22 protein-coding genes are annotated in these 18,659 nt (G+C 73.0%); 15 read left to right on the top strand and 7 right to left on the bottom strand.

Annotated elements, in window-relative coordinates; all coding sequences use genetic code 11:
• Positions 1-15 precede the first annotated feature (15 nt).
• The 9 genes from BLU82_RS27655 (at position 16) to BLU82_RS27615 (ending at position 7,519) form a co-directional block, all read left to right on the top strand.
• The gene (locus BLU82_RS27655; protein ID WP_092626378.1) at positions 16-690 is read left to right on the top strand and encodes an ABC transporter ATP-binding protein; all 675 of its coding nucleotides are present in this window, start codon (positions 16-18) and stop codon (positions 688-690) included.
• Positions 691-734: 44 nt separating this feature from the next.
• The gene (locus BLU82_RS27650) at positions 735-1,919 is read left to right on the top strand and encodes an ABC transporter permease (RefSeq protein ID WP_197682523.1); all 1,185 of its coding nucleotides are present in this window, start codon (positions 735-737) and stop codon (positions 1,917-1,919) included.
• Positions 1,920-1,929: 10 nt separating this feature from the next.
• Positions 1,930-2,361 carry a hypothetical protein gene (locus BLU82_RS27645; RefSeq protein WP_157741298.1) on the top strand — a complete coding sequence of 144 codons (432 nt, stop codon included), beginning with the start codon at positions 1,930-1,932 and terminating at the stop codon, positions 2,359-2,361.
• 34 nt (positions 2,362-2,395) lie between these two features.
• Positions 2,396-3,034 carry a trimeric intracellular cation channel family protein gene (locus BLU82_RS27640; protein ID WP_197682522.1) on the top strand — a complete coding sequence of 213 codons (639 nt, stop codon included), beginning with the start codon at positions 2,396-2,398 and terminating at the stop codon, positions 3,032-3,034.
• A gap of 22 nt (positions 3,035-3,056) precedes the next feature.
• Entirely contained in the window at positions 3,057-3,641 is a 585-nt protein-coding gene (gene dcd, locus BLU82_RS27635; protein WP_092624129.1) for a dCTP deaminase, read from the top strand.
• Between the two features lie 62 nt (positions 3,642-3,703).
• Complete coding sequence (locus BLU82_RS27630; RefSeq protein WP_092624128.1) at positions 3,704-5,827, top strand: (Fe-S)-binding protein; 2,124 nt, start codon at positions 3,704-3,706, stop codon at positions 5,825-5,827.
• A gap of 116 nt (positions 5,828-5,943) precedes the next feature.
• The gene (locus BLU82_RS27625) at positions 5,944-6,438 is read left to right on the top strand and encodes a hypothetical protein (protein ID WP_092624127.1); all 495 of its coding nucleotides are present in this window, start codon (positions 5,944-5,946) and stop codon (positions 6,436-6,438) included.
• 28 nt (positions 6,439-6,466) lie between these two features.
• Complete coding sequence (locus BLU82_RS27620; protein WP_092624126.1) at positions 6,467-7,315, top strand: DUF4097 family beta strand repeat-containing protein; 849 nt, start codon at positions 6,467-6,469, stop codon at positions 7,313-7,315.
• A 12-nt stretch (positions 7,316-7,327) separates the two neighbouring features.
• Positions 7,328-7,519, top strand: coding sequence for a hypothetical protein (locus tag BLU82_RS27615; RefSeq protein WP_092624125.1), 192 nt, complete (start codon positions 7,328-7,330; stop codon positions 7,517-7,519).
• Positions 7,520-8,126: 607 nt separating this feature from the next.
• Here the strand turns inward: BLU82_RS27615 and BLU82_RS27610 are convergent.
• From BLU82_RS27610 to BLU82_RS27590, 5 genes are all read right to left on the bottom strand, one after another.
• Positions 8,127-9,221, bottom strand: a complete 1,095-nt coding sequence (locus BLU82_RS27610) for a YihY/virulence factor BrkB family protein (RefSeq protein WP_092624124.1) — start codon at positions 9,219-9,221, stop codon at positions 8,127-8,129.
• A gap of 10 nt (positions 9,222-9,231) precedes the next feature.
• Complete coding sequence (locus tag BLU82_RS27605) at positions 9,232-9,576, bottom strand: DUF3618 domain-containing protein (RefSeq protein ID WP_092624123.1); 345 nt, start codon at positions 9,574-9,576, stop codon at positions 9,232-9,234.
• A complete protein-coding gene (locus BLU82_RS27600) occupies positions 9,573-9,986 on the bottom strand; it encodes a phage holin family protein (RefSeq protein WP_092624122.1) in 414 nt (137 codons plus the stop codon). Before BLU82_RS27600 ends, BLU82_RS27605 begins: the two co-directional genes overlap by 4 nt.
• Complete coding sequence (locus BLU82_RS27595) at positions 9,952-10,275, bottom strand: YtxH domain-containing protein (RefSeq protein ID WP_092624121.1); 324 nt, start codon at positions 10,273-10,275, stop codon at positions 9,952-9,954. The genes BLU82_RS27600 and BLU82_RS27595 overlap by 35 nt, the downstream gene beginning before the upstream one ends.
• A 98-nt stretch (positions 10,276-10,373) precedes the next feature.
• A complete protein-coding gene (locus tag BLU82_RS27590; RefSeq protein WP_092624120.1) occupies positions 10,374-12,479 on the bottom strand; it encodes a S9 family peptidase in 2,106 nt (701 codons plus the stop codon).
• 69 nt (positions 12,480-12,548) lie between these two features.
• Here BLU82_RS27590 and BLU82_RS27585 point away from each other — a divergent pair, with 69 nt between their 5' ends.
• Genes BLU82_RS27585 through BLU82_RS27570 form a run of 4 tightly spaced genes read left to right on the top strand, consistent with a single transcriptional unit; the run spans position 12,549 to position 14,811 of the window.
• Entirely contained in the window at positions 12,549-12,902 is a 354-nt protein-coding gene (locus BLU82_RS27585) for a GntR family transcriptional regulator (RefSeq protein WP_092624119.1), read from the top strand.
• Positions 12,899-13,921 (top strand): DUF1648 domain-containing protein, encoded by a 1,023-nt coding sequence (locus BLU82_RS27580; protein WP_092624118.1) that lies wholly within the window; start codon positions 12,899-12,901, stop codon positions 13,919-13,921. The genes BLU82_RS27585 and BLU82_RS27580 overlap by 4 nt, the downstream gene beginning before the upstream one ends.
• 48 nt (positions 13,922-13,969) lie before the next feature.
• Positions 13,970-14,290 carry a helix-turn-helix transcriptional regulator gene (locus BLU82_RS27575; RefSeq protein WP_092624117.1) on the top strand — a complete coding sequence of 107 codons (321 nt, stop codon included), beginning with the start codon at positions 13,970-13,972 and terminating at the stop codon, positions 14,288-14,290.
• Positions 14,287-14,811: an SRPBCC domain-containing protein gene (locus BLU82_RS27570; protein ID WP_157741297.1), complete on the top strand. Its 525-nt coding sequence runs from the start codon at positions 14,287-14,289 to the stop codon at positions 14,809-14,811. Before BLU82_RS27575 ends, BLU82_RS27570 begins: the two co-directional genes overlap by 4 nt.
• Positions 14,812-14,813: 2 nt before the next feature.
• On the opposite strand, the gene BLU82_RS27565 is transcribed toward BLU82_RS27570, so the two are convergent.
• The gene (locus BLU82_RS27565; protein WP_092624115.1) at positions 14,814-15,416 is read right to left on the bottom strand and encodes a nitroreductase family protein; all 603 of its coding nucleotides are present in this window, start codon (positions 15,414-15,416) and stop codon (positions 14,814-14,816) included.
• A 79-nt stretch (positions 15,417-15,495) separates the two neighbouring features.
• Positions 15,496-15,924, bottom strand: coding sequence for an SPW repeat protein (locus BLU82_RS27560; protein WP_092624114.1), 429 nt, complete (start codon positions 15,922-15,924; stop codon positions 15,496-15,498).
• A 110-nt stretch (positions 15,925-16,034) separates the two neighbouring features.
• Here BLU82_RS27560 and BLU82_RS27555 point away from each other — a divergent pair, with 110 nt between their 5' ends.
• Both BLU82_RS27555 and BLU82_RS27550 read left to right on the top strand, forming a co-directional pair.
• The gene (locus BLU82_RS27555; RefSeq protein WP_092624113.1) at positions 16,035-17,072 is read left to right on the top strand and encodes a hypothetical protein; all 1,038 of its coding nucleotides are present in this window, start codon (positions 16,035-16,037) and stop codon (positions 17,070-17,072) included.
• 145 nt (positions 17,073-17,217) lie between these two features.
• Entirely contained in the window at positions 17,218-18,657 is a 1,440-nt protein-coding gene (locus BLU82_RS27550; RefSeq protein ID WP_197682521.1) for a multidrug effflux MFS transporter, read from the top strand.
• Positions 18,658-18,659: the final 2 nt, after the last annotated feature.

The raw sequence follows: 18,659 nt of genomic DNA, 5'->3' as shown, positions 1-18,659 counted from the left end.
CCGCCGGTCGTCGAGATGAGCGGCATCGGCCGGGTGTTCCCCGGCCCGCCGCGGGTCGAGGCCGTCCGCGACGTCGACCTGTCCATCGCGCAGGGCGAGTACCTGTCGATCATCGGGCCGTCCGGGTCGGGGAAGTCGACGCTGCTGAACCTGCTCGGCCTGCTGGACCGGCCGTCGCACGGCGTCTACCGGCTCGACGGCGTCGACGTCAGCACGCTGTCCGAGAGGCGCCGCACCCGCGTGCGCGGCGAGCGCATCGGGTTCGTCTTCCAGGCGTTCCACCTGCTGCCGCACCGCAGCGTGCTGGAGAACGTCGAGCTGTCGATGATCTACCGGCGGGTGCCGCGCAAGGAGCGCACGGCGCGCGCCGTCGCCACGCTGGAGCGGGTCGGGCTCGGTCACCGGCTCGACTTCGACCCGCTCACGCTGTCCGGCGGCGAGCGGCAGCGGGTGGCCATCGCCCGCGCGCTGGTCGCCCAGCCCAGCCTGCTGCTGGCCGATGAGCCGACCGGCAACCTCGACTCCGGCAACGCGGCGTCGGTGCTCGACCTGTTCGACGAGCTGCACGCCGAGGGCATCACGCTCGCCGTCATCACCCACGACGACCACGTCAGCGAGCGGGCAGAGCGGCGGGTCCGCATCGTCGACGGCGTGATGTCCGACGTCGTGGCGGCCGGGGTGGTCGCGTGAGGCGGCCGCGGCAGCGGGCGACCGACCGCGGCCGTCGAATGCGGATGACCGACCTGTTCGGCGAGGCGCTCGCCGGCGTCGCCGCCCGGCCGTCGCGGCTGGCGCTGACCACGCTGGGCACGGTGCTCGGCATCGCGGCGATGGTGGCGACGATCGGGCTCGGGCAGACCGCCGCGGGGCAGATCACCGACCGCTTCGACGCCGTCGCGGCCACCCGGGTCACCGTCGCGGCGGGTGAGACCGACGGCCCCGACGGCGAGGTGGCGCTCACGCAGCTGCCGTGGGACGCGCCGGAGCGGATGCTGCGGCTGGCCGGCGTCGCGTCGGCGGGCACGTTCGCCTCCGTCGACGTGGGCGGCGACGCCGTTCGCGGGGTGCCGTACGGCACACAGGAGCAGGTGGTGCCGGTCGGTGCCGCGTCGGCCGGGCTGTTCGAGGCGCTCGGCGCGCGGCTGGCCGGCGGCCGGTTCTTCGACGAGGGGCACGACGCGCGCGGCGACGCCGTCGTCGTCCTCGGCCGGTACGCCGCCGACCGCCTGGGCATCAACCGGGTCGACTCGCAGCCGTCGATCTTCATCGGCGACCGCGCGTTCACCGTCATCGGGATCCTCGACGCCGTCGACTACCGCACCGAGCTGCAGGACTCCGTGATCATGCCGATGACGACCGCGCGCGAGCTGTACGCGCTGGCGGCGCCCGAGGCCCTGGAGGTCCGGACGGACGTCGGCGCGGCCCAGCTGATCGGCCGGCAGGCGCCGATCGCCGTCGACCCGAACAACCCCGACCTGCTCGACGTCAACGCGCCGCCGCCGCCCGGGTCCATGCGCGACAACGTGTCGGCCGACGTCAACGGGCTGTTCCTGGCGCTCGGCGGGCTGGCGCTGCTGGTCGGCGGGCTGGGCATCGCGAACGTCACGCTGCTGTCGGTGATGGAGCGGATCTCCGAGATCGGGCTGCGGCGCTCGATCGGCGCCGGGCGGTCACACGTCGCCGGGCAGTTCCTGATCGAGAGCGGCATCGTCGGGCTGCTCGGCGGGCTCGTCGGGTCGACCGTCGGGGTGCTCGCCACGGTCGGGGTGTCGGTGGTGCGCGACTGGACGCCGTTGCTGGACATCAGGCTGGCGCTGGTGGCGCCGCTGCTCGGCGGGCTGATCGGGCTGGTCGCCGGCGCCTACCCGGCCTGGCGGGCCTCCGCCGTCGAGCCGATCGCGGCGCTGCGCAGCGGCTAGGCTGACTCCGATGCGCAGCCCCAGGGAGTTCTTCCGCCGCTCACGTCAGGAGCCGCCGTGTCTGCTGGACCCGCGCGTGTACGACGCGACGGTGCGGCACCACGAGCGGGTCGGCAGCGTAGACGAGGTCGACTACGTGGCGGTGTTCGTGACGCTCCGCCCGGCGGGACGCGACGTCGACGTCATCGCCCGGCTCGGTGACATCATCGCGCCGGTCGAGCTCCCCCGGTTCGGCGAGGGCACCCACTGGCGGGTGCGGCTGTTCGAACCGGCGAAGCTCTGGGTCGCGATGCTGGCCCCCGAGCACGACGACGTCCTGCGCACCGGCCGCGACCTCGGCGGCGTGCGCTGGGACGCCGAGTCCTGGTACTGGCACGAGCCGCGGCCGGGCAGCCCGTACACCCTGACCCGCGACATCGGCCCGCACGGCGTCGCGTCCTGACACCTCGCCGGCCTGGCTGCGCGATGCTGGGTCCGTGGAGATCTTCGCGGAGCGGACCCAGCTCGCGCTCGACCTCGTCGGAGTGTTCTTCTTCGCGGTCACCGGCGCGCTGCTGGCGGCGCGCAAGGGGTTCGACGTCGTCGCCAGCGCGCTGCTGGCCGGGATGACGGGCCTGGGCGGCGGGGTCGTCCGTGACGTCATCATCGGGGTGCGGCCGGCCGCGTTGGAACACCCGGTGTACCTCGCGCCGGTGCTGCTCGCCGTCGGCGTCGTCTACCTCTACTACCCGCACGTCTCGCGGTTCCGGCGCACCCTGCTGCTGTTCGACGCGGTCGGGCTGGGCTTGTTCTGCGTCACCGGGACGGCGAAGGCGCTGGCCGCGGACGTGCCGGCGGTGTCGGCGGTGCTGCTCGGCGTGACGACCGCGGTCGGCGGCGGTCTGCTGCGCGACGTCGTGGCCCGCGAGGTGCCGTCGCTGTTCCGCTACGACGACATCTACGCGCTGCCCGCCATGGTGGGCGCCGCGGCGACCGCCGTGCTGTGGCGGCTGGACGCGCTGTCGGTCTGGACCGGCGTCGGCGCGAGTGTCGTGACGTTCACGCTGCGGGCGCTGGCCCTGCGCTACAGCTGGCGCGCGCCCCTGGCCTACCGCCGTCAGGCCCCGGACGGCTGAGCGCGTTCGGTAGTGTCCCAACATGCTGCTCTCCGACCGGGACATCCGCTCCGCCGTCGAGTCGAAGCGGGTCGTGCTCGACCCGTTCGACCCGGAGATGATCCAACCGTCGAGCATCGACGTCCGGCTCGACCGTTACTTCCGGGTGTTCGAGAACCACCGGTACCCGCACATCGACCCCGCGGAGGAGCAGCCCGACCTCACCCGCATGGTCGAGCCCGACGGCGGCGAGCCGTTCGTCCTGCACCCCGGCGAGTTCGTGCTCGCGTCGACCTACGAGGCGGTGACGCTCGGCGACGACGTCGCGGCCCGGCTCGAGGGCAAGTCCAGCCTGGGCCGGCTGGGGCTGCTGACGCACTCGACCGCCGGGTTCATCGACCCCGGCTTCACCGGCCACGTCACGCTCGAGCTGTCCAACGTGGCGACGCTGCCGATCAAGCTGTGGCCGGGCATGAAGATCGGCCAGCTGTGCTTCTTCCAGCTGACGTCGCCGGCCGAGGAGCCGTACGGGACCGCCCGGCACGGCTCGCGCTACCAGGGGCAGCGCGGCCCGACGCCCAGCCGGTCGCATCTCAACTTCCACCGGACCCGGGTCGAGGGCGCGTAGCGGTTACCCGCGAGTAATCTGGGTCGTGAGACCCGTCCGATCGGCAAGGAGGCCGAGCCCGCATGCAGTATGTCGCGATCGTCGTCGCGCTGGGCGTGACGGTGTTGTCGTTGGTGGTGCTCACCGACGCGATCATGCGGATGGTGCGGGTCATCCGGCTGGGTGGGCCCGCGCCGGGCCGCAAGCTGAACCCGTCGGGCCGCACTCGCACGTTGGTGCGCGAGTTCCTCGGGCACACGAAGATGGCGAAGCGGCCCGTGGTGGCGGTGGCGCACTGGTTCGTCATGGTCGGGTTCTTCGCGCTGTTCTTCACGCTGGTGACGGCGTACGGGCAGTTGTTCGACGCGCGGTACGCGTTGCCGCTCATCGGGCACTGGATCCCGTTCGAGTGGTTTACCGAGGTCATCGCGTGGACGACGCTGCTGGGCATCGCTGTGCTGACGGTGGTGCGGCAGCGCTCGCATCCGCGGCGGCTGGAGCGGGGGTCGCGGTTCTTCGGGTCGAACTTCTGGCAGGCGTACTACGTCGAGTTCACCATCGCGACCATCGCGGCGAGCATCCTGGTGCTGCGCGGCCTGGAGTACCGCCTGTTCGGTGACGTGCTGCACTTCCCGCTGACGGCGTTCATCAGGTCGTGGTTCTCCGGTGTGCCGACGGCTGACGTCGAGCTGACGGTGCACCTGGTCGCCGGGCTGAAGATCACCGTGTCGTGGGTGTTCTTCATCGTGCTGGCGTGGAACCTGACGATGGGGGTGGGCTGGCACCGGGGGCTGGCGTTCTTCAACATCTGGTTCAAGCGCGACCCCGAGGGCGGGCCCGCGCTGGGTGCGGCGAAGCCGCTGACGGTCAACGGCGAGCCGGTCGACTTCGAGGCGCTGGACGATCTCGACGACGACGCGTCGCTGGGGGTCGGGAAGGTCGAGGACTTCTCCTGGAAGGGGCTGCTCGACTTCTCGACGTGCACGGAGTGCGGGCGGTGCCAGTCGCAGTGCCCGGCGTGGAACACCGAGAAGCCGCTGTCGCCGAAGCTGTTCGTGACGGCGCTGCGCGACCACGCCTACGCGAAGGCGCCGTACCTGCTGTCGGGCGACGAGTCGGCGAAGGCCGAGGCGGAGCGTCCGCTCGTGGGCCCCGTCGACGCGGGCGGCGTGATCGACCCGGACGTGCTGTGGTCGTGCACCACCTGCGGGGCGTGCGTGGAGCAGTGCCCGGTCGACATCGAGCACGTCGACCACATCCTCGACCTGCGCCGGTACCAGTCGCTGATCGAGTCCGAGTTCCCGTCCGAGCTGAACGGGTTGTTCAAGAACCTGGAGAAGGCCGGCAACCCGTGGGGCGTCAACGCGTCCAAGCGCATGGACTGGGCGTCGGGGCTGTCGTTCGAGGTGCCGCGGGTGGGCGTCGAGGTCGATTCGCTCGACGAGGTCGAGTGGCTGTTCTGGGTCGGCTGCGCGGGCGCGTTCGAGGACCGCGCGAAGAAGACGACGCAGGCGGTCGCGGAGCTGCTGCACACCGCCGGGGTGTCGTTCGCCGTCCTGGGCGACGGCGAGACCTGCACCGGCGATCCCGCACGCCGGTCCGGGAACGAGTTCCTGTACCAGCAGCTGGCCGCGCAGAACATCGACGTGCTGCGCGAGTCCAAGGCGGTGCGGGTGGTGTCGACGTGCGCGCACTGCTTCAACACCATCAAGAACGAGTACGCCCAGCTCGGGCTGGAGCTCGAGGTCGTGCACCACACCCAGCTGCTGAACCGGCTGGTCCGCGAGGGGAAGCTGACCCCCGTCGCGCCCGTCGGCGACGCTCAGATCGCGGGACGGCCGGTCACCTACCACGACCCCTGCTACCTGGGCCGGCACAACCAGGTCTACACCCCGCCGCGCGAGTTGGTCGGCGCGCTGCCGGGCGTGGAGCTGCGCGAGATGCCACGCAATCAGCAGAACTCGTTCTGCTGCGGCGCCGGCGGTGCCCGCATGTGGATGGAAGAGCGCATCGGCACCCGCATCAACAGCGCCCGCACCGCCGAGGCGCTCGACACCGGCGCCGAGGCCATCGCCGTCGGCTGCCCGTTCTGCCGCGTCATGCTCTCCGACGGCCTCACCGAGGCCCAGGCCGACGGCCGCGGCGAAGGCGTCGAGGTCCTCGACGTCGCCCAACTGCTGCTCGCCGCCGTGCAGCGAGGCTCCTGACCCACTCCAGGTGACGCCCGGGTGACGCCGTTGTGGCGTCACCCGGCGCAGCCTGCTGTCAGCGATGCGTCATTCTGGCGCTTGACGTGACGCCACGATGACGCCATCATGGCGTCATGGACCTCACCCAGTACGTCGAAGCGTTGCGCGGCTCGTTGGCCGCGGCCGGCCAGGCCGCCTCCGACGACGTCCGCGGTGCCGCCGAGCGGCTGTCGTACGCCGTCGAGCCGTCGCTGCGGCTCACGCTCCTCGAGGCGCTGGGCGACGCCGCGGCCGAGGTCACCAGCCAGCTCGACGGCATCGCCGTGGAGGTCCGACTGCGCGGCGGCGACCCCGAGATGGTCGCCACCGAGACCGTCCACGCGCCGCCGCACCCGCCGCAGCCGCCCACCCCGCCGGCGCCGCCGCTGCCGCCGGAGGACGAAGGCACCTCGCGGGTGTCGCTCCGCCTGCCCGAGACGCTCAAGGTCAGGGTCGAAGAGGCGGCCGCCGCCGAGGGCATGTCCGTCAACGCCTGGCTGATCCGCGCCGTGCTGCAGACCTTCGAGCCGCAGCGCTCGTCCACCAGCCGCGTCACCATCGGCCGGAACCTCTCCGGCTGGGTGCGCTGACGCCCGCCCGCGACCTCAGGAGACTCCCGTGTCCGACATCGTCACCCACCGCTTCCCCGCCGACGGCCCCATCGGCCTGACCGTCGAGCAGCGCTCCGGCGACGTCGTCGTCACCGCGGCCGACGACGCCACCGAGATCCTGGTCGAGCTGCGACCGGCCGGCCACGACGGCGAAGACCTCGCCCACCGCACGCTGGTCGAGCACCGGCCGGGCGCGCTGCGCATCGAGGTCCCGCGCACCACGTCGCTGCTCGGCCGCTCCACGTCGGTCGACATCACCGTCACGATCCCCACCGGCAGCCGCGTCGACGCCCAGGCCGGCTCCGGCGACCTCCGCCTCGACGGCCGGTTCGCCGACGTCGCCGCCAAGTGCGGTTCCGGCGACATCGCCGTCGACACCTGCTCCGACCTCCAGCTCACCACCGGCAGCGGCGACGTCTACGTCACCGAGACCGCCGGCGCCCGGGTCCGCACCGGCTCCGGGTCCATCCGGTTCGGCACTGCCGGCGGCACCGTCGAGCTCGAGTCCGGCTCCGGCTCCATCGACGTCGAGCAGCCGCTCAGCAGCGGCCGTGTCTCCGCCGCCTCCGGCGACATCCGGCTGGCCGCGGTCGACGGCCGAGTCGAGCTCAAGACCGCGTCCGGCGACATCACCGCCCACCGCGCCGTCGAGGGCGAGCTCCGGGCCCGCAGCGCCAGCGGCAACGTCACGGTCGGCATCGTCACCGGCACCGCCGCCCACCTCGACGTGTCGTCGATCTCTGGGTCCATCCATTCCGATCTCGACCACACCGACGCGCCCGCCGAGACCGACCGCGCCCTGCTGCTCGCCATCACCACCGTCAGCGGCTCCGTCCGGCTGCTCCGCACGACCTGAAAGGAGACCGTCATGAGCTACGAGCCGTACCCCGACACCCTGCACCGTGTCCGCGCCGCCGACCTCGAGCACGCCGCCGTCACGGCCGGGCTCGCCCGCCGAGCCCGCCGCACCCGCCGCCTCGAACTCGCCGCCCGTCTGCTCGACCGCCTCGCCCGCCGGCTCGAGGCCCGCGCCTGCGCCAGCCGCGTCCGCGCCATCTGACGGACGGCCGGCTGCCTGCCGTGGCGCGCCGCGGCAGGTCGGAGGGCGGGCGAGGCCGGGTCGCCGAGGTGGCTGGGTCGCCGGGCGGCTGGGTCGCCGGGGTGGCTGGGTCGCCGGGGTGGCTGGGTCGCCGGGCGTCGCCGGGTCGCGGGCGTGGCCGGCGGACGGTCAGTTGCCTGCCGCTGGCAACGGCGCCGCCGGGTCCACCCCGCTGACCGCCGGCCGCGGCCGATGGAGCGCCCCCGGGATCGGGGCGGGCGGTGCGTGGCCGGGTTCGCGGGCGTGGCAGGTTCCCGCCACCTGACCCTCGGCCAGCCTCCGATGCGGCGTTCGCCCCGCTGACCGTTCGCCCCGCTGACCGTCGGCCGGCCGCTGGTGCGCCGCCGCCGGGCTTGGGCGGGCGGTCGTGGCCGGGTCCGCGCCAACTGACGGGCGGCCGGTTGCCTGCCGCCGGCGCGTCGCCGCCGGGCTTGGGCGGGCGGTCGTGGCCGGGTCCGCGCCAACCGACGGGCGGCCGGTTGCCTGCCGCTGGCGCGTCGCCGCCGGGTTCGGCCCGCTGACCGCCGGCCGCGGCCGATGGTGCGCCCGCCGCCAGAACGAGCCGCCGTCAGGGGCGCTTCTCCGGCAGCGACGTGTCGTCGCCGCCGGACTGCCGCAGCCGCAGGCCGCGGCGCACCAGGGTGGCGTGCTTCTCGGAGTCCTTCTCGATCTTGCGCGTGTCGCGAGGCGGCAGCTGGATCGCCTCCTCGGCGCGCACCCCCGCCAGCAACTCGCGGGCCCGTTCGGTCTCGGCGTCGAACTCGGCGCCGAAGAGCAGGGCCAGGTTGGTCAGCCACAGCCACAGCAGGAAGATCACCACACCGGCCAGCGACCCGTAGGTGCGGTCGTAGCTGCCGAAGTTCGCGACGTAGAGGCCGAACGCGGCCGAGCCGAGCGCCCACACGACGATCGCGATGAAGGCGCCGGCGCTGACCCAGCGGAAGCGTGGCCGGCGCACGTTCGGGGTGCCCCAGTAGAGCATCGCCACGATCACCACGACGATCAGCACGAGCGCCGGCCACTTGGCGATGTTCCAGACGGTCACGGCGGTGTCGCCGACCCCGATCGCGTCGCCGATGGCCCGCGCCACCGGGCCGCTGACCACCAGCAGCACGGCGGCCGCCAGTACCAGCAGCATCGTCAGCAGCGTGAGCGCCAGCTGCTGCGGCCGCAGCTTCCAGAACGGCCGTCCTTCGTCGACGTCGTAGATGCGGTTCATCGCGCGGCCGAAACCGCCGATGTAGCCGGACGCCGACCACAGCGCGACCAGCAGACCGATGATCAGCGCTGAGCCGGCGCCCGGAGCATTCGTGAGCTGATTGATGGGTCCTTCCAGATCCGACGTCACCAACGACGGCGCGATGTCCTGGACGATGCCGACGAGCTGGTCGGTCGTCCGCTGACTGTCCTGCCCGATGAGCGCCGGCAACGACGCCAGCGCCACCAGGGCCGGGAACAGCGACAGCACCGAGTAGTACGTCAGCGCCGCCGCCATGTCCGGGCACTCGTCGCGGATGAACTCGCGCACCGAGCGGCGGGCGACGTAGGTCCAGGACGGTCGGGTGAGCTGCCTCGGCCCGTCCGCCGCCGACTGGTCCGCCGCCACGTCGTCGGGGCGCGGCCGGTCCGCCGAGGAATCGCGTCCGTGGATGTGCGTCGCCATGGGGTGCTCCTCAGTGCCGCCGCTTCCACGCGACCGCGCCCACCACGCCGCCGACCACGACCGTGGCGCCGGCGGCGATCATCGTCGCCGGGCGGGTGGCCAGTGCCTTGACGCTCGCGGCCAGGGAGCCGGCCCGGTCGCGGGCCGACCCGGCCAGGGAACCGGCCCGGTCGCGGACGGCGCTCAGCCGCTCGCGTGCCTGGCTGCGCACGTCCAGCTTGTGCTGCAGCGCTTCGACGGTGCGGCCGAGGTCGGCGCGGGTCTGCTCGATGTGCCGCTCGATGTCCTCCGGTGTCGCGTCCTTCGGCGGTTCACCGGTCGTGGCGGCGTTCGTGCGCGTAGTGGTGGTGCTCATCGGTGCCTGCCCTCCTTGAGCTCCTCGACGTCGCGTTTGACGTTCTCGACGGTGCGGTCCGGGGTGGGCGAGGCCTGCTTGGTCTCGCCGCGGCCGACCAGCGCGGCGACGCCGGCCAGCAGGAACAGGACGGCGGCGACGATCAGCGCCGCGGCCCACACGTCCAGGCTGGTCAGTGCGAGCGCGGCGATGGCTGCCGTCACCAGGGCGCCGACCCCGAAGAAGGCCAGCAGCCCGGCGCCGCCGAACAGGCCGAGGCCGATTCCGGCATGCTTCGCCTTCACCGACATCTCCGCCTGGGCCAAGCGCAACTCGTCGCGGATCAGATGCGACGTCTGCGTCGAGAACTCCCGGACCAGTTCCGCGACGGAGTGGTCATCCTGACTGCGGGTAGTGCCCGTTGCGGCCATGGGCGCTCACCTCCGGGATGTCGCTGGCGTCGCCGTCGCCGTCGTTGCGGTGCATCGTCGAGCGCACCTTGCCGGAGGCGCGCGACGCGGCGTCGGTGAGCTTCTCCTGGAGCTCCGGCGCCCGGGCCCGCATGGCCTCCTGCGCGTCCGTGACCTTCTGCTGCACCTTGGGGTCGTGCCACAGCGCGTCGGCTTTGCCCTTGAGCTCCTCGTAGCGCTGCCGCCCGGCCCGGGTGCCGAGGACGTACCCGACCGCGGCGCCGGCCAGGAGGATCAGCTTGCCTTTCATGGTCCCTCCCAGGTTTCTCGCCGTTGAGTGGCGGCTTACCCGATCGGGACGCGCGTATGCGCCGCGTTCGCGCAGGTCACGAACGCCCAATAAATGAATTATGCGAAGCTTGAGGGGCTTGTTGCATCGATGATGAAGGCCAGCGTGAACGCTTCGTCGCGCCAGGCGTCGTAGCGGCCGGACGGCCCGCCGTGACCCGCGCCCATCTCGGTCTTGAGCAGCAGCGGACGGTCGCCGGTGGCGGTCGCGCGCAGCCGTGCCACCCACTTGGCCGGCTCGTGGTAGCCGACCCGGGGGTCGTTCAGCCCGGCCGTCGCGAGGATGGCGGGATAGGGCCGCGCCGAGAGGTTCTCGTAGGGCGAGTACGACTTCATGTAGGCGTACACCTCGGCGGAGTCGACGGGGTTGCCCCACTCCTCCCACTCGACGACGGTCAGCGGCATCGTCGGATCGAGGATGGTGTTGAGTGCGTCGACGAACGGCACCTCGCCGACCAACGTGGCGAAGGTGCCGGCGGACAGGTTGGCGACGGCGCCGATGAGCAGGCCGCCGGCGCTGCCGCCACGTCCGGCCAGCCGGTCGCGCGAGGTCCAGCCGGCCGACGCCAGGTGCTCGCCGCAGGCGATGAAGTCGGTGAACGTGTTGCGCTTGTGCAGCAGCTTGCCGTCCTCGTACCAGCGCCGCCCCAGCTCGCCGCCGCCGCGCACGTGCGCGATGGCGAACACGTAGCCGCGGTCCAGCAACGAGAGCCGCGCGATCGAGAACCACGGGTCCATCGACGCCTCGTAGGCGCCGTAGCCGTACAGGACGCACGGAGCGCTGCCGTCGCGCGGGGTGTCGCGCCGCTTGACCAGGGAGATCGGGATGCGGGTGCCGTCGTCGGCGAGGGCCCACTCGCGGACCGACTCGTACGCGGACAGGTCGACGCCGCCGAGGACCGGCTGCCGCTTGCGCAGCGTCAGCCCGCCGCCGGCGACGTCGTAGTCGTAGACGGAGCTGGGCGTGGTGAGCGAGGCGTAGCCGAGCCGGAACACCGTGGTGTCGAACTCGGGGTTGCCGCCCGGCCGGACGGTGCGCACGGGCTCGTCGAACCCGATGTCGCGCCCGGGCCCGGGTACGCCGTCGGCCAGCGGCATGACGTGCAGCTCGGTGCGGCCCTCGCGGCGCATGGACACGACGAGATGGCCGGCGAACGCGTCGACGCCGGTGACGCGGACGCCCGGGGTGTGCGGCAGCACCGGCCGCCAGTTGCCGCGCTCCGGCGCCGAAGCCGGCGCGACGACCAGCTCGAAGTCGACGGCGTCCTTGTTGTGCACGATGAAGAAGGAGTCGCCGGTGTGGTCGATCGAGTACTCGACACCCTGCTCGCGCGGCTGGACGACGCGGAACTCGCCACGTGGGTCGCCGGCCGGCAGCACCCACGTCTCGCTGGTGATCTGGCTGCCCAGCTCGATGACGACGTACTGCTCGCTGCGGGTGAGCCCGACGCCGGCGAAGAACCGTTCGTCGGTCTCCTCGTGCACGATGACGTCGGCGGCGGCCTCGGTGCCGAGCAGGTGCCGCCACACGCGGTACGGCCGCATGGCGTCGTCGACGGTGGTGTAGAACAGCGCGCTGCCGTTGCCCGCCCACGCCGAGCCGTAGTAGGTGCCGGGCACCTCGTCGGGCAGCGTGGCGCCGGTCTCGAGGTCCTTGAACCGCAGCGTGTACTTCTCGCCGCCGTCGAAGTCGGTGGAGTACGCCAGCAGCCGGCCGTCGGGGCTGACGTCGAACGCGCCGAGCGCGAAGTAGGGGGAGTCGCCGGCCAGCTCGTTCTGGTCGAGCAGCACCTGCTCGTCGGCGGGCGAGACGATCGGCTCGGCGGGGTCCGTGGGCAGCTCCGGCTCGGTGCGCGAGCGGCAGTGGATGGGGTACTGGCTGCCCTCGAGCGTGCGCGTGTAGTACCACCAGCCGTGGTGCCGCGCCGGCACCGAGAGGTCGGTCTCGAGCGTGCGGCTCTTGATCTCGTCGAAGATCTCGTCCTGCAGCGCCTTTGTGTGCGCCGTGGCCGCCTGCGTGTGGGCGTTCTCGGCCTCGAGGTAGGCGACGGTGTCGGCGTCGTCGCGGTCCTTCAGCCAGGCGTACTCGTCGACGACGGTGTCGCCATGGACGGTCCGCTCGGCAGGGACCTGCTTCGCCACGGGCGGCGCGGGGATCTCCGTCATGAGCAGACGCTATCGCACCACCACGCCCGTCAAGTTGTTCTATTAGAGCTAGAACAATACAATCGAGGCATGCTCATCCGACTCGACCCGGCATCCGCCGAGCCGCTCTTCGCCCAGCTGGCCGGAGCGGTCCGCGGCGCCATCGCGCGCGGCGAGCTGGCGGCCGGGGAGCGGCTGCCCAGCGCGCGCGAGCTGGCCGAGTCGCTCGGGCTGAACGTCCACACGGTCCTGCACGGCTACCAGCTGCTGCGGGACGAAGGGCTGGTCGAGCTGCGCCGCGGGCGCGGTGCGGTGGTCACCGAGGCCGGCGCGGGCGGCCTGGCGCGGCTGCGTGAGGCCGTCGCCGGCGCCATCGCCGAAGCGCGCCGGCTGGGGCTGAGCGCCGACGAGCTCACCGCATTGATCCGGAGGGAGTACTCATGACGGAGCAGACGACGGGTGGCCCGGGCCGCGGCGTGCTGACACGGGCGCTGCTGGCCGCGGCCGGCCTGCCGATCGCGATCGGCGCCGTGGGCGCCGCGCTGGTGCTGGGCTGGCGCGACGAGTTGCCGGCGCGGGTCGCCAGCCACTGGGGCGCCGACGGGACGGCGGACGGCTTCAGCTCGGTGTCCACGGTGGCCTGGCTGATCGCGGGGTTCGCCGCCGCGTTCGCCGTCATCGGGGTCGTGCTGGTCATCGCGGTCCGCGCCGACGGCACCGTCACCCGGGTCGTCGCCGCCACCACGGCCGGCACGACGGCGTTCGTCACGGCGCTGGTCGTGCTGTTGACCGAGCGGCAGCGCGGGACGGCCGACGCTGCCTCCGTCGAGCTGCCCGGGGCGGTCATCGCGCTGGCGGTGGCCGCCGGTGTCGTCGTCGCGCTGCTGGCCGTGGCGCTGACGCCGCGCTGGACGTCGCCCGGCCGGCCGCTCGGGCCGCTGCCGCCCGGCGCCACCGAGGCGCCGCAGCTGGCCGTCGGCGCTGGTGAGCGGGTGGTCTGGACCCGGTCCGCCGCCACCGGCGGCCTGCCCGCCGTCGTGCTCGTCGCCGGCATCGGCGTCACCGCGGTCGTCGGCGTCCTGGCCCGGCAGTGGTGGGTGCTCGGCATCGGTGTGGCGCTGGCCGTCCTCGCGGCCGCGATGTTCTCCATCACGGTGACGGTCGACGAGCGCGGGCTCACGGTCCGCGGCCGGTTCGGGCGGCCGCGTCTGCACACGTCGCTGGACCGCATCGCGCGAGCCAGCACCGTCACCGTCCGCCCGGCCCGCGACTTCGGCGGCTGGGGCTACCGCCTCTCCGCCGTCGGCCCGCTGAAGGGCACCCGCGGGTACGTGCTGCGCGGCGGCGAGGCGCTGCTGGTCGAACGGACCGACGGCGTGCGCACTCTCGTCACCGTCGACGACGCCGGCACCGCGGCGGCGCTGCTCAACGCCCTGCTGGAGCGTCGCTTCGGCGGTGTCTGAGCGTTGGGTAACTTGGCAGTTACGTAACCTATGTGTTACGAATGGACCATGACCTCAGACGTCTTCGAGGCGCTGGCCGACCCGACCCGCCGGCGGCTGCTCGAGCTGGTCACGCGTCGCGAGCACACCGCGGGCGAGCTGGCCGCGGAGTTCGACGTCAGCCGGCCGGCCGTCTCGCGGCACCTGCGGGTGCTGCGCGAGGCCGGCCTGGTCGACTGGCGCGGCGAGGGGCAGCGCCGGCTGTACCGCCTGCGGCCCGGTGGCCTGGCCGAGGTCGACGACTGGCTGGAGCGCACCCGGGACAACTGGGCGGCGCGGCTCGACGCCTTCGAAGCACATCTGGACGAACGATGGAAGGACATCCCATGACGACGGCTCCCGACGCTCCTCCGCCCGCCGACGACCGCCGCGGCACGTTCGGTGTCGGCGACGACGGCGCCTGGCAGGTGCGGTTCGAACGCCGGCTGCGGCACCGCCCCGAGCGCGTCTGGCAGGCACTGGTCGACCCCGACCAGCAGGACCGCTGGGTTCCCGGCGTCCGCATCGAGGCGGTCGTAGGCGGCACGGTCACCTACGACTTCGGCGACGAGGGGACGGCCGACGGCGTCGTCCTCGCGGTCGAGCCGTTGGTGGCGCTCGAGCACACCTGGCGGTGGCCGGGCGAGCCCGAGTCCACGGTGCGCTGGGAACTCACCGCGTCCGGCGACGGCACCGTCCTCGTGCTCCTGCACCGGCCGCTGCGCCCCGAGCCGGCCGTCGACTTCGGCACGGGCTGGCACGCCATGCTCGACGCGCTCGGCGTCCACCTCGACGGCGGCGATGTCGCGGCGCTGGAACCCGACTGGGCCGGCCTGGCCGCGACGTACGCGGCGGCGGCCGGGCGCGGGTGACGTCAGGCCGACCAGCGGCCTCGGTGCACCACGGCGTCGAGGTCGCGGCGGCCGCGGCGCAGCGACGGCGAACGGCGGTCGGGCGCGCGGTGGCCGATGCTGACGACGCCGATCGGCTTGTAGTCGGCCGGGACGCCGAAGGCCGCGCGGAACGCGTCGACGCGCTCGGCGGGGATGCCGAAGAAGCAGGCGCCCAGGCCCTCGTCGACGACGGTCAGGAGCATGAGCAGGCTGGCCATGCCGGTGTCGATGTCCCAGTACGGCGCCGTCCAGCGCGCCTCGTCGCGGTCGGTCCAGCCCTTGTCCGGCTCCGCGTACCGGTCGAGGTAGGCCGCCTTCGACGACAGCGGCACGATCAGCACGGGTGCTCGGCGCAGCCCGGCCGACCACGCGTCGGAGCCGTCGCCGGGCGGCGTGGCCGCGTCCCAGAACCGGGCGACGTCGGCGGGGGAGTCGAGGCGCAGGAACGCCCAGCCCTGGCTGAACCCGGCGCTCGGCGCGTGCAGCGCGTGGGTGAGGACGCGGTCGACGACGGCGGGGTCGACCGGCTCGTCGGTGTAGTTGCGGACCATGCGGCGACGGACGACGACGTCGGCGAACTCCATGGGTCCATCATCGTGGACCAGGTCCGGGCGGCGGCGCACGGGATCGGGGAAGGAGCGCCGCCGCCCGGAGGCCCGTTGTTCAGGTGCGCGTCCGGCGCATGCCGCCGGACATCATGGCGAGGGCGCACAACACGATGACGGCGCCGGCGATGATGTTGCTCACGATGGCGGAGTTCTCCGGCGTCGGCCCCTCGACGGCCCAGGGCGCCACGATGGCCCAGGCGCCGAGGATGGGCGCGACCCAGGCCATGCCGTGGAAGCGGCCGTAGGAGGCCACGAACCCGGCTGCCAGCAGGGCGGCGGCGATGCCGGTGAACAGGTTGGCCATGGTGAGCGCGGAGTGGTCGGAGAATCCGATCACCCATGGCGACATCGCGACGTAGAGGCCGGCCAGGAACGTGAGGCCGTCGGCGGACTGCGCGACGGGGGTCTCGGCGAGCTGGTCGTACCTGTGCCTCATGGCGGCGACGTCGGGGTGTTGTTCGATGTCGGGAGTCGGCATGGTCATGACCCCCACCTCCTTCGGAGGACACCGGGTCGATCCCGCACTCTTATGATGCTCCTCTCGACCCTTGATCGTCGAAGCGATCAGCCGCCGCCGTAAGAGACGAGCTCCAAATGGCGATCTTCCGCCGCAAGACCAGGGTGACCGACGACCCCCGGCCCGCGATCGCCCGGTTCTGGGCGTGGTGGAGCGAGCACCGCGACGACGTCCTCGCGGCGTTCGAGGAGAAGCGCTCCGACGACCTCATCGAGCTGCTGCGCCCGCCGGTCGCCGCCATCGACCCGTCGCTGAACTGGGAGGTCTCGCCGAGCGCGGCGAAGCGGTTCATGCTGGTGGTGTCCAGCGGCGGCAAGGCCGAGCTGCGCGGGCTGGCCGAGCGCTGGATGCTGGCCGCGCCCGACGACCCCGAGGTCGAGTTCGCGCCGGTGCGCCGCGCCGACCCCGCCCTGTTCGACTCCGTCGTCATGAAGGTCGACGACTACGACATCGAGCTGCGCGAGCTGGTGGCCGGCACCCGCGTCGACCCGCAGCGCAGCCGGCTGGACGTCGTCATCCATCACCCGCTGTTCCCGCTGCTGGACAAGGAGCACCGGCTCTCCGTCGCCTTCCACGGCCTCGACGCCGCCCTGGGCGAGGACGAGGCGGAGCGTTGGATCGGCGAGGTCGAGGTCGCCGCCGACCCGCCGCTCGACGCCATCCCGGTGTCGATGCTGGGTACGGTGGTCGACCAGCTGCGCCCGTCCGACGACGTCTGGGCGCTGCTGCGCGGCAGCGGGCGCAAGGGCCCGATCGTCGCGCTGGTGCGCCGCCCGCTGGACCGCGTCGAGCGGCCGCTGGCCGACACCCACGTCGCGCTCGTGCTCGACTACGCGCCCGGGTCCGACGGCATGCCGCCGGACGACTCCCTGCTCGACGACGCCGAGCGGCTGGTCCAGCAGGTCATCGCGGAGCTGGGCGGCGAGGGCCCGCAGGTCGTCCATGTCGGCCGCGTCACCGGCGAGGGCAAGGTCGTCGTGCACCTCTACGTCGACGGCCTCGAGGTCGACCCCGCGCCGGTGGGCGCGGTGCTGCAGCAGTGGACGCACGGCACCGCCGCGGTGCAGAGCCGGCCCGACCCGGGCTGGAAGGCGGTCGCGCCGCTACTGCGCTGACGCGGGCGGCTGTACGCCGCGTCACACGAAACTCCCTGTCGGAATGTTAGGCGCCTCTGGCACAGTTGAGCATGTCGGTGTTTCGCGCCGCAGCAGTCGCGCGCCGCTTGCTCCCTTCACGTACTACCTCTGGAAGAGGCCGCCCTTGCCTGCGCGCACTCGCGCCGTGCCGGACGCCGACGGCGTCACCGGCCTGTCCCGCAGCACGATGATCCGCCGGATCCTCGTGCTCGGCGCGCTCACCGCACTCGGACCGCTGACCATCGATCTCTACCTGCCCGCGTTCCCCGACATCGCGGGCGACCTCGGCGCCACCGAGGCCCAGGTCCAGCTGACCCTCACCGGCACGCTGCTGGGCTTCGCCGTCGGCCAGCTCATCCTCGGCCCGTGGTCCGACGCCGTCGGCCGCCGCCGTCCGCTCATCGCCGCCACGCTGATGCACGTCGTGGCGTCGCTGCTGTGCGCCGTCGCGCCCACCATCGAGGTGCTCGGGGTCTTCCGCGTCCTGCAGGGCATGGCCGCCGCGGCCGGTGCCGTCGTGTCCATGGCCGTGGTCCGCGACCTCTACACCGGCATGCCCGCCATCCGGCTGCTGTCGCGGCTGATGCTGGTCACCGGCGTCGCACCGGTGCTGGCGCCGACGCTGGGCGGCCAGATGCTGCAGTTCACCGACTGGCGCGGCGTCTTCTGGGTGCTGGCCGCCCTCGGCCTCGGGCTGGTCGCCGTCGTCCTGTTCGGGCTGCAGGAGACGCTGCCCGAGGAGCGTCGCCGCTCCGGCGGGGTCGCCGACACCCTGCGCACGTATGGCTCGATCCTGCGCGAGCGCACGTTCGTGGGCCTCATGCTGACCGGCGGGCTGATGATGGCCGCGCTGTTCGGCTACATCTCCGGCTCGTCGTTCGTGTTCCAGGACGTGTTCGGGTTGTCCGAGCAGGCCTACGGCATCCTCTTCGGCGTCAACTCGCTCGGGCTCATCGCGGCGACGCAGCTCAACGCGCGGCTGGTGCGCCGGGTGCGGCCACAGTGGATCCTGGCCGGCGCACTGGTCGCCGCCTCGGTGGCTGCCGCGCTCATGGTGCTGTTCGCGGCCACCGGGCTGCTGGGCATCTACGGCATCGCGGTGCCGCTGTTCGTCATCCTCACCACGGTCGGCTTCACCATGCCGAACATCCCGGTGCTGGCGCTGGCCGGGCACAGCCGCTCGGCGGGCACGGCGGCCGCGCTGCTGGGCGCCATGAACTTCGTCGTCGGCGCGGTCAGCGCGCCGCTGGTCGGGGCGTTCGGCACCGGCTCGGCGGTGCCCATGGCGGGCGTCATGTTCGCGATGTCGGTGCTCGCCGTCGGCGCGATGTTCCTGGTCGCGCGGCCCAAGCAGATCTCCGGTCTCGAGCCCGACCCGCCGATCACCGGCGAGACCCCGCCGCCGGCGGTGGTCGAGGCGCACGTGCCCGAGCCGGCCGCGGCCGGTCGCCGCGGCCGTCGCCGCCTCACCCCGGGCGGGGCGCACCGCCCGGCCGCCATGCACGACACCGTGCCGGGACGGCCGGGCGCCCGCCGGGCGCGCCGGCAGCGCACCCGGTCCTGACC

Origin of the sequence: Jiangella sp. DSM 45060, assembly GCF_900105175.1 — a bacterium.
Classification (GTDB): domain Bacteria; phylum Actinomycetota; class Actinomycetes; order Jiangellales; family Jiangellaceae; genus Jiangella.
This window is presented reverse-complemented; position numbering and strand designations above follow the sequence as displayed.